This window comes from Kosakonia sp. (assembly GCF_032052965.1).
Classification (GTDB): domain Bacteria; phylum Pseudomonadota; class Gammaproteobacteria; order Enterobacterales; family Enterobacteriaceae; genus Kosakonia.
In genome coordinates this window covers 1-16,832 of the sequence record NZ_DAMBVN010000008.1, presented here as the reverse complement: position 1 = coordinate 16,832, position 16,832 = coordinate 1, and the positions used below count along the sequence as shown (strand labels likewise).

Sequence of the window (16,832 nt, the reverse complement as noted above, 5' to 3'; positions counted from 1 at the left end):
ATTATTGGCGCTTATTGCAGCGATACCCCGTTAAGCGCAACGTCCGGGATTGAAATCTCCTACACTTAACCCCATGCTACAAAACATTGCCAAGCGCCGACGCGCTATATTCACCCCATCCCAAGGACTGCGCATATGACTAATCCATTATTGACGCCTTTCGTATTACCGCCTTTTTCCAAAATCCTTCCTGAGCATGTTGTGCCAGCGGTAACTCAAGCGCTGGAAGATTGCCGGAACGCGGTCGAAAGCGTTGTCGCGCAGGGCGGTCCTTACACCTGGCAAAACCTTTGCCAGCCGCTGGCAGAAGTGGATGACCGCTTAAGTCGCCTTTTTTCACCAGTCAGTCACCTGAATTCCGTTAAAAACAGCCCGGAACTGCGTGAAGCTTACGAGCAGACCCTGCCGCTGTTGTCGGAATACAGTACCTGGGTCGGCCAGAACGAAGGGCTGTATAACGCATACCGCGATTTGCGTGACGGGCCGCACTACGCTGCGCTGAGCGTCGCTGAGAAGAAATCTGTTGATAATGCGCTGCGTGACTTCAAATTGTCCGGTATCGGGCTGCCAAAAGAGAAACAGCAACGTTATGGCGAAATCGCCGCACGCCTGTCGGAACTGGGCAACGCCTACAGTAATAACGTGTTAGATGCGACCATGGGCTGGAGCAAGCTGGTCACCGATGAGGCCGAACTGGCCGGGATGCCGGAAAGCGCCTTAGCCGCTGCTAAAGCGCAGGCGGAAGCCAAAGAACAACAGGGCTGGCTGCTCACGCTGGATATCCCGAGTTATCTGCCGGTCATGACCTACTGCGATAATCAGGCACTGCGTGAAGAGATGTACCGCGCTTACAGCACTCGTGCCTCCGATCAAGGGCCAAATGCCGGCAAATGGGACAATAGCCCGGTGATGGCGGAGATCCTCGCGCTGCGTCATGAGCTGGCGCAACTGCTGGGCTTCGAAAGTTATGCCTTTAAATCGCTGGCCACAAAAATGGCAGAAAACCCGTCACAGGTGCTGGACTTCTTAACCGATCTGGCAAAACGCGCCCGTCCGCAGGGTGAAAAAGAGCTGGCACAGCTGCGTGCGTTTGCGAAAGCTGAGTTCGGTGTGGATGAACTGCAGCCGTGGGATATTGGTTACTACAGCGAAAAACAGAAACAGCATCTTTACAGCATCAGCGATGAACAATTGCGCCCTTACTTCCCGGAAAATCGCGCCGTCAACGGCCTGTTTGAAGTGGTGAAACGCATTTACGGCATCACCGCGAAGGAGCGCAACGATATCGACGTCTGGCATCCGGATGTGCGTTTCTTTGAGCTGTATGATGAAAATAACGAACTGCGCGGCAGCTTCTATCTCGACTTGTATGCGCGCGAACATAAACGCGGCGGCGCATGGATGGATGACTGCGTGGGGCAAATGCGCAGAGCAGACGGCTCGCTGCAAAAACCGGTGGCCTATCTTACCTGTAATTTTAACCGCCCGGTCAGCGGCAAACCGGCACTGTTCACCCACGATGAAGTGATCACCCTGTTCCACGAGTTTGGTCATGGTCTGCACCATATGCTGACCCGAATTGAAACCGCCGGTGTGGCCGGCATCAGTGGTGTGCCGTGGGATGCCGTCGAACTGCCGAGCCAGTTTATGGAAAACTGGTGCTGGGAGCCGGAAGCGCTGGCGTTTATCTCCGGCCATTACGAGACGGGCGAGCCACTGCCGCAGGCATTGCTGGATAAGATGCTGGCTGCGAAGAATTACCAGGCCGCGATGTTTATTTTGCGTCAGCTTGAGTTTGGTCTGTTCGACTTCCGTCTGCATGCGGAATTTAGCCCGGAACAGGGGGCGAAAATCCTCGAAACGCTGGCCGAAATCAAACGCCAGGTTGCGGTGATGCCGGGGCCGTCATGGGGACGTTTCCCGCATGCCTTCAGCCATATTTTTGCCGGAGGATATGCTGCCGGTTACTACAGCTACCTGTGGGCGGACGTGCTGGCGGCAGACGCCTATTCCCGCTTCGAAGAAGAGGGGATTTTCAACCGCGAAACCGGGCAATCCTTCCTGGATAACATCCTGACCCGCGGCGGTTCAGAAGAGCCGATGGATCTCTTCAAACGCTTCCGTGGCCGCGAGCCGCAGATTGATGCGATGCTTGAGCATTACGGTATCGAAGGCTAACGCGTTGAAAATTTGTTTGCTGGATGAAACAGGCGCCGGAGACGGCGCCTTATCTGTTCTTGCGGCTCGCTTTGGGCTGGAGCAGGATGATGCCAACCTGATGGCACTGGTGCGCACGCCTACCCATCTGGAACTGCGCAAGCGTGATGAACCCAAACTGGGCGGCATTTTTGTTGATTTTGTGGCAGGCGCAATGGCGCACCGGCGTAAGTTTGGCGGCGGTCGCGGCGAAGCGGTTGCCAAAGCGGTCGGTATTAAAGGCGGCTACCTGCCGGATGTCGTGGATGCCACTGCCGGGCTGGGGCGCGATGCGTTTGTGCTCGCGTCGGTTGGCTGCCGGGTGCGCATGCTGGAGCGAAATCCGGTGGTTGCGGCCTTGCTGGAAGATGGCCTGCACCGCGGCTATGCGGATGTGGAAATCGGCCCGTGGCTGCGCGAGCGTTTGCAATTGATCCATGCCTCCAGTCTGACCGGGCTCGCAGATATCACCCCGCGCCCGCAGGTGGTCTATCTCGATCCGATGTTTCCGCATAAGCAAAAAAGTGCGCTGGTGAAAAAGGAGATGCGGGTGTTTCAGTCGCTTGTCGGGCCGGATCTGGATGCCGACGGATTACTCGAACCGGCGCGTCGTCTTGCCATTAAACGCGTGGTGGTGAAGCGACCGGATTACGCGCCGCCGCTGGCGGGGATTGCTACGCAGTCGGCGGTGGTGACCAAAAGCCACCGTTTTGATATTTATCCCGGTTCCGGGGAATAAAAAAGCCCGGCCGCGTTGCGCGGGCCGGGCGGTATTCAGGTTAATGCGCCGCCGTGTAGGAGGTGTTAATCCTCGTCTTCATCGCGCAGCGGGACAATCAGCATATCAACATGAACGGTATTGATTAGCTGGCGTGCGGAAGACATCAGCTTGCTCCAGAAGTCCTGATGATGACCGCAAACCACCAGGTCCATATCGTATTTTTTGATGGCGTCTACCAGCACCTGGCCCAGGTCACCGCTGCCGCTCAGGGTTTCGGTAATCGGGTAACCGGCATTGGTGGACAGCTCAGTCAGCGCCTGATGGGTTTCATCAGAGATACGTTTTTGCATATCGCCGAGATTAACGTCGATCAGGCCAGTGTAAAGATCGGAGTAGTTTACATCGACATGAATCAGGGAAATCTTCGCGTTATAAGGACGCGCCATGGATACTGCTTTCTCAACCAGCAATTTGCTTTCAGGGGAGAGATCAACTGCGATGAGGATGTGTTTGTAAGCCATAGTGTTACTCCTTCCATAAGTTGTCGATGACCATCGGGGAGTGCCCCTGATGTGTGTGCACTGCGCCCGCGTCCTGCGTTTCACGTGAGCGGGTAGCGCCCGGCCTTAAGGATCTCTTTGTGAAGATATTTCTACCTTATAACTCTCTTATATCACCGTCAATCAACCTGGATCACGATTCACTTAAGGGATATTTACAGCCAGATGCAGGGTAGATGATAAAGCGAGTGGCAAAAAAAGATCCCTTTCTCCTACACTATTAATAAACCGTACGGAAAACAGACGGTGTCCCACAATTGTTCGGGCAGGAAGCCAAGGTCAATTGCGGGACACCGCCTGCGCTGTCGCCCCGTCCGGCGTTGGTAACACTCTTCATTGTCTGACTTGGTTGAGTATCCAGGAGCGGTCGTCGCGGAGTTTGTCTTCGTGGGGGGATCGCCAGGGGAGGGGATATGGTGATCAGCACTGTAGCGCTGTTTTGGGCCTTGTGTGTCGTCTGTGTGGTTAACATGGTGCGTTATTACTCATCGTTGCGCGCACTGTTAGTGGTACTTCGAGGTTGTGACCCCTTACTCTATCAATACGTGGATGGCGGCGGATTTTTCACGTCCCACGGTCAACCGGGCAAGCAGATGCGGCTGGTGTGGTACATTTACGCCCAGCGCTATCGCGATCACCATGACGACGAATTCATTCGCCGCTGCGAAAGGGTACGTCGGCAGTTCATCCTGACCAGTTCGCTGTGCGGTCTCGTAGTGGTGAGTTTGATTGCGTTGATGATTTGGCATTAAGCCGCTGCGCCGCAGGGCGGTAAACGCGCCGCTCTGCCGTTGTAGGAGCCAAAAAAACGGGCCAGTTTCCTGACCCGTTCTTGTCATGCGTGCAAACCGTTAAATCAGGTGCAGTGCAATCCAGTACAACCCGCCAGACAGAATAATCGAGGCTGGCAGGGTAAATACCCAGGCCATCAGAATGCTGGTGACCGTTTTGCGTTGCAGGCCACCGCCATCGACAATCATCGTCCCGGCAACGGAAGAGGAGAGCACGTGAGTCGTGGATACCGGCATACCGGTATAACTCGCCAGACCGATGGACACCGCGGCGGTCATTTGTGCAGACATCCCCTGCGCGTAGGTCATGCCTTTCTTACCGATTTTCTCGCCGATGGTCGTTGCCACACGACGCCAGCCGATCATTGTGCCGAGGCCCAGCGCCAGCGCCACCGCCATAATGATCCAGACAGGCGCATACTCGATGGTGCTCAGCATATCGCCTTTCAGTTTCTTCAGCAGACGCTGGTCGTCAGCGCTGACTTCCGGCTGCTTCGCTACTTTATCGGTAATATCGGAGAGGCAAAGCATAATGCGACGCAGCTGGCTACGCTGCTCAACCGGCAGTTTGTCGTAGCTTTCAACGTTTGTCAGCATCGCTTTAGCGCGGTCCAGCGCAATGATGGCGCGGCCAGGATGGCAATGGAACTCACCCGGCTGCGTGGTCACTTCTTCCGGCGTTGGGATCAGCGGATCCACACCCGTTGCTTTTTGCAGCAGCGCCGGATGTTGCTGGAAGTACGTTTCCACGTTGTTTACGGCATCACGGGTACGGGTGATGTCATAGCCGGAAGCGTTCATATTCACCACGAATCCGGCTGGCGCAACACCGATCAACACCAGCATAATCAGGCCGATGCCTTTCTGGCCGTCATTCGCGCCGTGTGAAAAACTCACGCCAATCGCGGAGAGGATCAGCGCTATGCGCGTCCAGAACGGCGGCTTTCTTTTGCCGTCGATTTTCTCGCGTTCCGCCGGTGTCATATGGATACGGGCGCGTTTTTTGGTATTGCTCCAGTAGCGACGCAGTATAAATACCAGCCCACCAGCGAACACCAGGCCGACAATCGGTGAGACGATCAGCGACGCGAAGATATTCAGCACTTTCGGGATGTTTAACGCATCAACCACTGAGGTACCGGTCATCAACGCATTGGTTAAACCAATGCCGATAATCGCGCCAATCAGGGTATGGGAGCTGGACGCCGGCAGACCAAAATACCAGGTGCCGAGGTTCCAGATAATCGCGGCCAGCAGCATGGAGAAGACCATCGCCAGACCGTGAGCAGAACTGACATTGAGGAGTAGATCGGTTGGCAACATATGCACAATCGCATATGCAACGCTTAACCCGCCCAGCAACACGCCGAAAAAGTTAAACACCGCCGCCATTACTACCGCCAGCTGAGAGCGCATAGCGCGCGTATAAATCACTGTTGCAACGGCGTTTGCAGTGTCATGGAAGCCATTAATCGCTTCGTAAAACAGAACAAAAACCAAAGCAAGCAAGAGTAATAGCCCGGTATGAAGATCCAGGCCGGCAAACAAATGTAACATAAGTCGTTACGCCATTTTGAGGACATGAACGCGGCGCATTATCAGGGACATTGCGTGTGCGGGCAAAGTGAAATATGTATTTTTTTTGACATTATTTCTTACAAAGGCCGGTATTTTGGAAATTATCTTTTATTTTTCAATATCATGTTCTGTGAGCGCGCATTCTCTCTGGTGCGACCAGCATGAACTCTTTACAATCCGCCACGTTTTTCAAATGAGGAAACTGCTGTGGAAAGGTTTGATGCCATCGTTATCGGCGCCGGTGCGGCGGGAATGTTCTGTGCGGCGCTGGCCGGGCAGGCGGGCTGCCGGGTATTGCTGCTGGATAACGGCAAAAAACCGGGCCGCAAGATCCTGATGTCCGGCGGCGGCCGCTGCAACTTTACTAACCTTTATGTTGAGCCGGCAGCTTATTTGAGTCAGAACCCGCATTTTTGCAAATCTGCCCTTGCGCGCTATACCCAGTGGGATTTCATCGATCTGGTGGGCAAACACGGTATTGCCTGGCATGAAAAAACGCTGGGTCAGCTCTTCTGCGATGACTCCGCCCAGCAGATTGTCGACATGCTGGTTGCCGAGTGTGAAAAAGGCAACGTCACGCAGCGCCTGCGCAGCGAAGTGCTGAGTGTTGAGCGCAACGAAGAGGGCTTTACACTGCAACTGAATGGCGCCGGCGTCCAGGCTGCAAAACTGGTGATCGCTTCGGGGGGGTTATCGATGCCGGGCCTGGGAGCCTCGCCGTTTGGTTATAAAATCGCCGAACAGTTTGGTTTAAAGGTACTGCCCACCCGCGCAGGATTGGTGCCGTTTACGTTGCACAAGCCGCTGCTGGAGCAGATGCAAACCCTTTCCGGGGTTTCTGTACCGTCGATCATTACCGCCGAAGATGGCACTGTGTTTCGCGAAAACTTGCTGTTTACCCACCGTGGGCTCTCAGGGCCGGCTGTTCTGCAAATTTCCAGTTACTGGCAGCCAGGGGAATTTGTCACCATTAATCTGCTGCCCGAATGCGATCTGGACACTTTCCTCAATCAGCAGCGCGATGCGCACCCGAATCAAAGCCTGAAAAACACGCTCGCCATGCAGTTACCGAAACGGTTGGTGGAGTGCCTGCAGCAACTGGGGCAACTCCCGGATGTGACCCTCAAGCAACTGAACAGCCGCGAGCAGGACTATCTGGTTATGACGCTGACGCAATGGCGGGTGCAGCCGAATGGCACCGAAGGCTATCGCACGGCGGAAGTAACGCTTGGCGGTGTGGATACCCATGAACTCTCTTCGCGCACCATGGAGGCCCGTAAGGTGCCTGGATTGTATTTTATTGGCGAGGTGATGGACGTCACTGGCTGGCTCGGCGGGTATAACTTTCAGTGGGCGTGGTCCAGCGCCTGGGCTTGCGCGCAGGCGCTGACGGCCGAATAACCCAGAAAGGCCGCTGCGCTACGGGAGCGGCCCTGGGTGATTGTTTTAGAACAACTTACGCAGGCGCAGGCTGACCGTCTGCGCATCAAAATGCGGTGCGGTAGAGAGGTCGTAGCGTGCGCTAATGCTCAGATCATCGCCCTGCACCAGCGTAACGCCCGCGCTGATATCCGCCGTATCTGCCACCGGTGTAGCGCCGAGGCTGGTGAAGCGGGTTTCCCCCACGGAATCGGCCACATAGCTGGCACCGGTTGCGGTGCGGCTGCGGTCGTACTCATGGCTCCACATGACCTGTGCGAACGGTACTAAATCCCCGGCTGGCGTGCTCCAGCTGTGCTCCAGTTTGCCGCCCACGCTGTGGCGGACAGACTGGCTGTGGCTGCTGTCTACGTTGAGTGCGGCACCGCTGTCGCTGTGCTCCCGGTAACCTTTCTGGTGCAAATAGCTATAGCTCATGGCGGCCAGAGGGGTCAGCGTCGTCCCTTCGCCAAACAGGATCGGGTAACCCGCTTCAGCTTTCGTCACGGTTTGCAGGCCGTTGAACTTACCCTTCGCCTGGCCAGAGAAGCCGTCAAACGCAATCACACGCTGGCTGTCAAACTGCTGGCGGGTGACGCTGGCCGAGAGGTTGACGTACCACGGGTTACCGCTCCAGCTGGCATACGCCACGCCGCCCCACGCATCCACATCGGTGTGGTTGCCTGTTAAGTTGTCGCTGCCGCGAACGGACGCGTGCGAGTAAGTCATTGCCCCACCTGCGCGCCAGGCCTCCGCGATCTGGCGGTCCGCCCCCAGTACCAGCCCACCGTAGTGTGCCGTGTAACCACTGACGTTATCGATCATTCCCTGGCGAACGTTGCCATAAAATGGCTGGCCCCAGACAGCCCAGTCCAGCGGATCATCACCGGTGGCAATACCGCGCTGTACGCTGCCGTTACGCGCCAGGCGCACGCTGTCGACATGGTTGCTTACCACAGACAGCGCATTCAGCGATGCGGCCGATGCGGTGCTGCCCGCGGCGATATTCTGCACCGGAGAGAGCTGCTCGCCCGCTTTGTTGGCTTCTTCGCGGCTGCTGATCGCCAGAGAGGCGTTATAGAGATCAAGCAGTCCGTCAGCGAAACCGCTATAGCCAGAAAGCCCTTTCAGGGACGACGCAGCATTGCGCGTGGTGGCTAAACCTTTTGTCGGCTGCGGTGCCAGCGATGTATCGGGGGGTGTAATCACGGTTGAGTCGCCCGGCAGCACCGGGTCGGCCGCGCGCAGGACCACCACCAGCCCACGCTGGCCGCTGTCCATATCCATGTAAGTCCCGCCGACCGCTTTGCCATTGAAATTTTCAACCGCGTAGTGCAACGAAGACTCGTTGTAATTGGTGCCGTTCATGTTGGCCAGCGCCACCAGATAACGCTGCCCGGCGGCAAAATTGTAGCTGGCACCGTTTCTCGCCAGCACCACATTCGAACCTGGCTCAAACGTGGCGATGCCCGACACATTAAGGCGGCCATAACCAGAATCACCGGTAAAGGTGTTGATCACCGCATTGTCATTGACACCGATTTCGAGCGTGGCATCTGCTTTCTGCAGATAGTTACCGGTTATCGCGGTCGGCTGGTTGAGACGCAGCACTGCAGCCTGGTTAATCAGTTTGTGGCTGCCCACATCGATGTTGTCGTTCATCCATATATGCCCGCTCCCCATATAGAGATCGGCGTTCTGGCTGGCAAGCGTGCCCATCACTCCGTTCTGACCGGTGAAGACGCCGAACAGCGCGCCGCCCTGAGCGGATCCGTTCAGAGTCATGGAGGAAGAGCTGGTATAGAGAATATCCCCGACAATGCTTCCGCTGTTATTAAGGGTACCAATCGCGCCGCTACTGTTGATTGCCGCCAGTGCGCCGCTGATGGCGCCGTTGTTATTCACCGTGGTCATCGGCGCGTTACTGTTAATGGCAGTATTGCCGCTGATCAGGCCGTTGTTAGTAATATCACCTATCACCGTGTTGGCACCGTAAGCGAAATTATCGCTATTAATGCCATACAGAGCGCCAGAGATCGTCCCGTTGTTGGTCAGCGCGCCGATATTGCGCAGGTTACGCAGGCCAGTTTCAGAATAGATATAACCGCTGTTTTGCAGGCTATCGATGGTGCCGCCGTTAAACACGGCTGCCGCATTGGCTACGTTTTCTGCGGTGATGGCACCCGTATTAATCAGCGTATTGATATGGTTCTGTACGTTCAGGCCCAGCACCCTGAAGGGGCCATTATCACGCACGGAGGTAATGGTGCCGGCGTTGGTAAACGTGCCAATTGCCGTGCCGGCATAAATGCCAGCCATATCTTCCGATGTTCCCCTGACGATAACGTTCTGCAGCACATCATAGGTGCTATGCGCTTCAACGATCTGAATGCCGTTACTCTGATCACTGCTGATCAAATTGGCTTCAGCGGCCAGCGCCTGTTGCGCCAGCAACAGTTGCGCAGCGATAACGGCCAGCGACAGTGGCGTTTTACGAAAAACGGGTTTTTGCATCTGCTATTCATCCAATATGTGAATGGTTCCGCCGGCTCTTTGTCCAGTCAGGATCGGGAATATTGTTGTCTTCGAGGGAGCGTTTGCAGTGTTTCAACAGGGCAATGCGTTGAAACAGGACAACTTGCAGAATGCATCACGGAATAAATTCTCTACGACCTTCAGGTTATCGACGCAGGAACCCGTCTTCTTTAACGCATGCGCGTTAAAAATAGATAAATAAAGCTAATAATTTCCGGCTCTTTATTTAACTATATGATTACAAAAGAGTAACCTTTTACGCATAACTGTAACTGTGGCGACTAGCACGACGTGAAAAGGGTATGCCCCGAAGGGGCAACCCGCGCCTGGCGGAACGTAAATCACCCGCCTGCATTGACGGGAAACCGACTCAACGCAGGCGCGGGCTAATAACGACGAAACGCGGTGAGCTTCTGCCGTTGATGACCCAGCCCGTCGAAGTTCTCTTCGCGTAGCCAGGCGGTCATCATTGAGACAATGGCGGGCCACTCTTTGCGGGTGATGGCGAAGACGGCAATATCGACAGAATACCCCTTGCGTACTTTCTTATCGCGCAGGATACCCTCTTTAACAAAGCCTATTCTCTCTGCAGCACGGATACCCTCAATGTTATACGTGCTTGTTCTCCATTCACATCGCCTGTACTTCAGGGTGTCGAAAAAATAAGACAGCACCAGATAAAGGCTTTCGGTGCTGACGCGGGTTCTTTTCATTAAGGGTGTCCAGTTGACTTCTGCCATATCGAAAGAACCATTATCCGGGTCTATTTTCCCAATATAGAAAATGCCTTTTATTTGATCGTCACTTTTATCCTGCACAGAAAAATATAATCTGTCTTTATGTGCAATCAGGTCTCTTAAATAAGCGTAACAGGCAGATTTATCCTTCGGGCGATTATCTTCGAGCCATGTCCAGTCGCGATCATCTTCGATGCTATGCCATTCGGGGAAAAGATCTTCGGCATGATCAATCGCTAATGGAATAACGTTGCAATATTGGCCATGCAGGTTGATCTTCTCCGGTAACGCTCGTGGTGCCCACTCCGGAAGCGGCTGGCCCAGACGTTGACCATAGGCGTTGAATTTATCCATAACCCCCTCCTGTCTATTACCCGGTTAATACAGCTTAAATAAAATTTAACAGAGATTAACTTTCCGGCGGTCTGATACAATAAAAATAATAACGGTAGTTAACGTAAGGGAATAATAATTGGTAACGTGCCATGAATATTTTATAACCCTTTTCCGGTGCACCGTCTAACAGACCGTATGAAACTGCGATAAGTATCGCAAACAGGAGGCTGTACCTTTAGAGAGTGCGGTTTCGGGGTTAACCGCGCGCTGACAGAAAACACAGAAATTGTCTAAAATTTAGCTTATGCCATCTTGCCAGCGAACTCTGGCGTTTAACCCCATAAAAAACTGAATTTTTTTCAGGTTTATACAGCTTGATTAGGATTATTCCTGGCATTTATTAAGGCGAGAAATCAGACAATATAGATCTTTTCATTTACAGAATTCATGCGGTAGCTTTATCTGAATACCGCAATACTAAACGCAAGAACGGAACCCGGAGTGGAATCCGTCTTTATGTCAGGATCCGATTTATGCTCAATCGTATTACTGTTCAATTACCTGCCGAAGGACTGCTCTTTTGGAAGGTTTCTGGCCGGGAAGCGTTGTCTGAGTCATTTGCATTTAACCTGCAACTGCTCGGCACAGACGCGAGAATGGATCGCAGTCAGTTACTCGGCAAGTCGGTCACTGTGACCATTCCTACACAGGCATTATCTGGCTCGCGCTATCTCAATGGCAAAATCACCCGCGTGGCGGTGAGTGCGGTTGAGCTGAGCGGCACGCGCTATGCTGTTTATCAATTAACTGTGGAGTCGGATCTCTGGCCGATGAAGCGCGACCGTAACCTGCGTATCTTCCAGGGGCAGACGGTACCGCAAATCGTCAAAACGCTGCTCGGCGAATACCAGGTCAATATTGAAGACAAACTGACCGGCAGCTACCGCACGTGGGATTACTGCGTCCAGTACCAGGAGAGCAGCTTTGACTTTATCAGCCGCTTGATGGAGCTGGAGGGCATTACTTACCACTTCCGCCATGAAGCCGATAAGCACACGCTGGTTCTGACCGATGCGGCTACCCAGCATCAACCGTTCAGCGGCTATGAAACCATCCCTTACCATCAGACGCCGTCTGGCGGCAGCACCGATGAAGAAGGTATTAGCCAGTGGGCGCTGGAAGACAGCGTTACGCCGGGGCTGTACAGCCTCGACGACTACGACTTCCGCAAGCCGAACGCGTGGCTGTTCCAGGCGCGGCAAAACCCGAACTCCCCTTCGCCAGGTGCCATCGACGTGTACGACTGGCCAGGCCGTTTTGTGGAGCACGGTCACGGTGAGTTTTACGCCCGCATCCGTCAGGAGCGCTGGCAGGTGGAGCATCAGCAAATTGAAGGCACTGCCACCGCTGTGGGCATCGTGCCGGGCAGCACGTTCCAGTTGACCAATGCCGCTTTCTTTAATGACAACGGCGAGTATCTGGTGACCTCGGCTTACTACAACTTTGAAGAGAACCGCTACGCCAGCGGCGCAGACAGCGAAACCATCCATCGCGTTGATTTCAGTGTGATCCCGTCTTCCGTCGTGTACCGTCCGCCGCAGCAGACCGCGTGGCCACGCACCTATGGCCCGCAGACTGCGAAAGTGGTGGGGCCGCAGGGCGAGAGTATCTGGACAGACCGTTACGGGCGGGTAAAAGTGAAGTTTCACTGGGACCGGCTGGCAAAAGGCGACGACACCAGCTCTTGCTGGGTGCGCGTTTCCAGTGCCTGGGCCGGGCAGGGTTTTGGCGGGGTGCAGGTGCCACGCGTGGGCGATGAAGTGGTGATCGACTTTATCAACGGCGATCCGGACAGACCCATCATCACCGGGCGCGTGTACAACGAAGCCAGCATGCCGCCGTGGGCATTACCCGCCGCTGCTACGCAAATGGGCTTCCTCAGCCGTTCAAAAGATGGCTCTGTCGATAACGCCAACGCCCTGCGTTTTGAAGACAAAGCGGGGGAAGAACAGGTATGGATCCAGGCTGAGCGTAACCTGGACACCAACGTCAAAAAAGATGAATCCCACAGCGTCGGCGGGTCGCGTACGGTCAGTGTCGCCCAGGACTACACCGGTTCGGTGGCGGGAAAACACACCCAGGCGACCCAGCTTAAGCATGACGAGCTGATCGGCGGCGGGTTTAATCAGCTTGTTCAGGGCAAGATCGTGCAGGCGTCGGACAGCAGTATCACCCTGGTGAGCGGCTACTCGTCGCTAACGCTGAACGCCAACGGCACGGTGGAACTCAAGTGCAACAACTTCCTTATTGAAGCAGGCGACCATGGGGTCATTAACACTGGCGGCCTGCTGGATCTGAATCTCGCCGAAGCGAAACCTGCGACCCAGGCGTCGCCCACCCCGACGGAAATCCAGGCGGCGGTGAAAAAAGCATTTAATCAAGGGACGGATAAATAATGGCGACATCGCAGTTTGTGCTTTCCGAAGGCGTACTCAACCTGCCGGACGCGCACCAGGACAGAAGCATCAACATCCTGAAGTTTAAGCAGCATGACGCAACGCTGGTGGTTACCCGCGCATGGGATGTGCAACCCGGCAAAGAAGAGGATTTCATCAAGCAGCAACTGGCGAAAGTGCAGCGCAGCATGAAAAAAGTCACGATGGGTGAAGTGACAGACAGCACTGTCGCCGGGCAACCGGCCCGTGAGGTGGCGCTGCGTTTCTTAAACCAGAGCTCGATGGTGTATGAAAAACTGGCTGTAACCCGGGTGGAAGACCACCTGGTCGTGCTGACGCTCAGCCGGACTGCGCCGTTTGATGCCGACGCCGAGGCATTCTGGGCGTCGATCAGAACGGGTTTACAGTTGGGGGCGTAAGAATGACAGATTATATCGCTGCCCGTATTGAGGATCCGTTGATCCACAGTTCCGTGCTGGCGGACTTCGTTGGCGGTCTGGTAGAAGGGGCGATCGTCTGTGGGGTCATTGCTTTTGCCAGCTCCGGTGTCGGTACTCTGTTTGCCGGGGCCGCGCTTGCGGGCCTGGCGGCGCTTATCTTTAGCGGCAAGCTGGAGGAGATCGGCAATACCGCAGGCAAAATGGTGGATGCGCTCTTCGATCATGGGCCACCGGACGCGCACATTGCTTCTGGCTCGGAAAACGTCCAGATCATGGGCAAAAAAGCCGCCCGGGCAGCCGGAACGGTGGATCGTGATTACCTGAACAACCCCACCGCCGATGAAAGCATCGACTGGGCCGCGGTAGGTATGATCGCGCTTGCCGTTGCGGCCACAGCGGCAAAAACGATCCTCACGCCTGGCGGTGTGGTAATGGCCATTGCCGAACGCGCCAAAGACATCACCCTCGACGACCTTAAAAAATGGGGCTCCAACTTTTGGGACACCCTCACCCAGCCGATGGTGGAAAGCGCGAACCCCAACGCGACGCCAATGCCGGAAGACACCGTTGACTGTACAAAAGGCCATATGGTCACCAGCAGCAACTTTGTGGCGCAGGGGTCGAAAAAAGTCCTCATTAACAACCAGCCCGCTGCCCGCAACGGTGAAAAAAGCACCTGCGAAGCCGAAATCAAAGTCAGCGAGAACCCGCGTGTGCGCATTGGGGGCGACACGATTACGGTGCGTGATATTCACAGCGGCAAAAACCAGCTGGCTTACCTGCTGGGCAACCTGATAGGGAGTGCGGGGCTCGGTGCGCTGTCTCGCCTGGCAAAGCTCGCCTGCGAACGCCAGTTACTGCGCGGGGCATTAAAACAGTTTGTCTGCGTATTAGGCGGCATGACCGGTGAGATGGTACTTTCAGGCATGGTGGTAAGCGCCATCCAGACTGCCTTTCCTGTTCATATTCCGCTTGGCAGCAAAGTGCTCGCCAAAGAAGAAGATCTTGATTTTGTGTTGCCGGATCGCATGCCGCTCTACTGGCAGCGCATCTACCACAGCCGCAACCGTGCCACCGGCATGCTTGGAACCGGCTGGATGATGCCGTTTGAAACCCGTCTCCTGCGCCTGGCGGATAACCAGATGATCTTCCGCGATATGAGCGGGCGTGAACTGGGACTGGGCGAAGTCCGGGTTGGCGACATGATCTCCTACCCGGAAGATGGCATGCGGATTTTTGCCAGCCCGAACGGGATCATCGCCATGCAAACCGGCGAAGGTGAGCACCATATCTATGAGCCAGACCCCACCCGACCGGGTGAGTGGCGCATCCAGCGCATCTACGATCGCCATGAAAACGCCCACTATTACAGCTGGAACGAACAGGGCCAGTTGACGCGCATCTCCAGTGATAACGAAGCGCTGGACGTGGAACTGGCATACGAAACCCGCTTCGGGCGACTGGCTGCGGTGTACCAGATTTGCGCGGGCGAACGTCGTCTGCTGGTCACTTATGGTTATAACGCCCAGGGGCAACTGATTGCCGTGACGGACGCCGATGGCGTTGTCACCCGCCAGTTTGGCTGGGATCGTGCCAGCGATATGCTGGCCTGGCATAGCTTCTCAACCGGCTTAACGGTGCACTACCAGTGGCGGCCAGAGGCAGGCTCAGAGCACTGGCGCGTGAGCGGTTACCAGGTGCATGACGAGCAGGGCGCGGTACTGGAGAACTGGCGTATCGACGCCGACGAGCAAAAACGTTACGCCCGCGTCAGCAACGACGAAGGCGTAGTCAGCGAACATCATTGGGATGCGATGTACCGTGTGACGGACTACACCGATGTGCACGGCGGCCACTGGCAATTCAACTGGGTGGGCAGTTCCGAACAGTTGCGTTCTGCCATTCAGCCGGACGGCGGGCGCTGGGAATATACCTGGGATGAGCGCGGCAATCTGACGCTGGAGCGCGACCCGCTGCATCGCGCGCGTATGACCACCTGGCACCCGCTGTACGATTTCCCGGCCATTGAAGTGTTACCCGACGGCGCGACCTGGCGCTATGAGTACAACCTGGCAGGGGATGTGGTGGCACTGACCGATCCGGAAGGCGGCATAACCCGCTTTGAGTGGAACGATCAGGGCGATTTAGTCCGCCGTATCGATGCGCTGGAGAACAGTTACCGTTTCTGGTGGGACGAACTGGGGCAATTGATCCGCGAAGAGGATTGCTCGGGTTACCAGAGCCGCCGCCAGTACGACACCGCAGGCCGGCTTACGTCTGTGACCGATCCGCTGGGCAATACCGAGCGTTACCGCTGGAGCGCGGCGTCGCGCCTGCAGACCTTTGTGCGCGCCGATGGCCGCGAGACGCTGTTTAAGTACAACAAAGCCGGGCTACTGTGCGGGCAGAACATAGACGGCATGCTGGATCGCAAAGTCAAGCTGAATGCGCGCGGCCAGGTCACTGAAGCGATCGATTCCGCCGGGCAGGTCACCCGTTTTGCCTTTAACCGCGCGGGTCGGCTGGTCACACTCACCAATGCCAATAACCAGCAGTGGCGTTTTGATTACACCGCCACCGGGCTGTTGACCCGCCAGCAGGATTACGCCGGGCGGCAGACCGAGTACCAGTACAACGCCGCGCAGCAAGTGGCGACGATGATCCGTCACCCAGCCCGCGGCAGTGCGCTGCCGCCGCAGGTGGTGAATTACGAATACGACGCGCTCGGGCGCATGGTGGCGCGGGAAACCGACCAGCACCGCACCGAGTACCGCTTCAGCGCGCTGGCAACAGAAATCCGCCGTTATGCCTACAGCGAGTGGCGGCAGTCGGTTATCGATATGCGCGAGCCGCAGAGCAGTGACGTCATCATCCTGACGCGTAACAAGCTCGGTGACCTGGTCAGTGAAGAGAACGCGTCCGGCAAATATGAACACCAGTACGATGCGTTAAGCAACCTGAGTGCGACCACGTACCCGGACGGGCGGCAGATGCAGTACCTGCGTTACGGCACCGGGCACCTGCTGGAGATGCAGCTTGTTTTCGGCGGCAAAACGCTGCCGG

The 16,832-nt window shown here is 55.8% G+C and carries 11 protein-coding genes; 7 read left to right on the top strand and 4 right to left on the bottom strand.

Translation table 11 applies throughout. The features are described 5' to 3' along the window. Nucleotides 1–135: 135 nt before the first annotated feature. Together prlC and rsmJ are read left to right on the top strand one after the other, a co-directional pair. Nucleotides 136–2,178, top strand: a complete 2,043-nt coding sequence (gene prlC / locus RTX30_RS11800; RefSeq protein WP_312689957.1) for an oligopeptidase A — start codon at nt 136–138, stop codon at nt 2,176–2,178. 4 nt (nt 2,179–2,182) lie between these two features. Further along, a complete protein-coding gene (rsmJ, locus tag RTX30_RS11795) occupies nt 2,183–2,935 on the top strand; it encodes a 16S rRNA (guanine(1516)-N(2))-methyltransferase RsmJ (protein WP_312689955.1) in 753 nt (250 codons plus the stop codon). A 65-nt stretch (nt 2,936–3,000) separates the two neighbouring features. Here rsmJ and uspA read toward each other — a convergent pair whose 3' ends face one another. Then, nucleotides 3,001–3,438: a universal stress protein UspA gene (gene uspA, locus RTX30_RS11790; RefSeq protein WP_312689953.1), complete on the bottom strand. Its 438-nt coding sequence runs from the start codon at nt 3,436–3,438 to the stop codon at nt 3,001–3,003. A 455-nt stretch (nt 3,439–3,893) separates the two neighbouring features. Here uspA and uspB point away from each other — a divergent pair, with 455 nt between their 5' ends. Beyond that, a complete protein-coding gene (gene uspB, locus RTX30_RS11785; protein ID WP_312690204.1) occupies nt 3,894–4,229 on the top strand; it encodes a universal stress protein UspB in 336 nt (111 codons plus the stop codon). A gap of 99 nt (nt 4,230–4,328) precedes the next feature. Here the strand turns inward: uspB and pitA are convergent, their stop codons facing one another. Beyond that, nucleotides 4,329–5,825, bottom strand: a complete 1,497-nt coding sequence (gene pitA / locus RTX30_RS11780) for an inorganic phosphate transporter PitA (protein WP_312689951.1) — start codon at nt 5,823–5,825, stop codon at nt 4,329–4,331. A 228-nt stretch (nt 5,826–6,053) separates the two neighbouring features. Between pitA and RTX30_RS11775 the strand changes: the two genes are divergently transcribed. After that, nucleotides 6,054–7,247, top strand: a complete 1,194-nt coding sequence (locus RTX30_RS11775) for an NAD(P)/FAD-dependent oxidoreductase (protein WP_312689949.1) — start codon at nt 6,054–6,056, stop codon at nt 7,245–7,247. Nucleotides 7,248–7,292: 45 nt separating this feature from the next. Here RTX30_RS11775 and RTX30_RS11770 read toward each other — a convergent pair whose 3' ends face one another. Further along, complete coding sequence (locus tag RTX30_RS11770) at nt 7,293–9,779, bottom strand: autotransporter domain-containing protein (protein ID WP_312689947.1); 2,487 nt, start codon at nt 9,777–9,779, stop codon at nt 7,293–7,295. 407 nt (nt 9,780–10,186) lie between these two features. Then, nucleotides 10,187–10,891 (bottom strand): GNAT family protein, encoded by a 705-nt coding sequence (locus tag RTX30_RS11765; RefSeq protein ID WP_312689945.1) that lies wholly within the window; start codon nt 10,889–10,891, stop codon nt 10,187–10,189. 515 nt (nt 10,892–11,406) lie between these two features. Between RTX30_RS11765 and RTX30_RS11760 the strand changes: the two genes are divergently transcribed. The 3 genes from RTX30_RS11760 to RTX30_RS11750 all read left to right on the top strand — a co-directional run. Next, nucleotides 11,407–13,329 (top strand): type VI secretion system tip protein TssI/VgrG, encoded by a 1,923-nt coding sequence (locus RTX30_RS11760; protein ID WP_312689943.1) that lies wholly within the window; start codon nt 11,407–11,409, stop codon nt 13,327–13,329. After that, the gene (locus tag RTX30_RS11755) at nt 13,329–13,748 is read left to right on the top strand and encodes a DcrB-related protein (RefSeq protein WP_312689941.1); all 420 of its coding nucleotides are present in this window, start codon (nt 13,329–13,331) and stop codon (nt 13,746–13,748) included. The genes RTX30_RS11760 and RTX30_RS11755 overlap by 1 nt, the downstream gene beginning before the upstream one ends. Nucleotides 13,749–13,750: 2 nt before the next feature. Continuing rightward, on the top strand, nt 13,751–16,832 hold a 3,082-nt coding region (locus RTX30_RS11750; protein WP_312689939.1), incomplete at its 3' end, for a DUF6531 domain-containing protein.

Coding starts and splice junctions, on each gene's coding strand:
- uspA (WP_312689953.1), bottom strand. CDS start 3,438: ATGGCTTACAAACACATCCTCATCGCAGTTGATCTCTCCCCTGAAAGC.
- RTX30_RS11765 (WP_312689945.1), bottom strand. CDS start 10,891: ATGGATAAATTCAACGCCTATGGTCAACGTCTGGGCCAGCCGCTTCCG.
- prlC (WP_312689957.1), top strand. CDS start 136: ATGACTAATCCATTATTGACGCCTTTCGTATTACCGCCTTTTTCCAAA.
- RTX30_RS11760 (WP_312689943.1), top strand. CDS start 11,407: ATGCTCAATCGTATTACTGTTCAATTACCTGCCGAAGGACTGCTCTTT.
- RTX30_RS11770 (WP_312689947.1), bottom strand. CDS start 9,779: ATGCAAAAACCCGTTTTTCGTAAAACGCCACTGTCGCTGGCCGTTATC.
- RTX30_RS11755 (WP_312689941.1), top strand. CDS start 13,329: ATGGCGACATCGCAGTTTGTGCTTTCCGAAGGCGTACTCAACCTGCCG.
- pitA (WP_312689951.1), bottom strand. CDS start 5,825: ATGTTACATTTGTTTGCCGGCCTGGATCTTCATACCGGGCTATTACTC.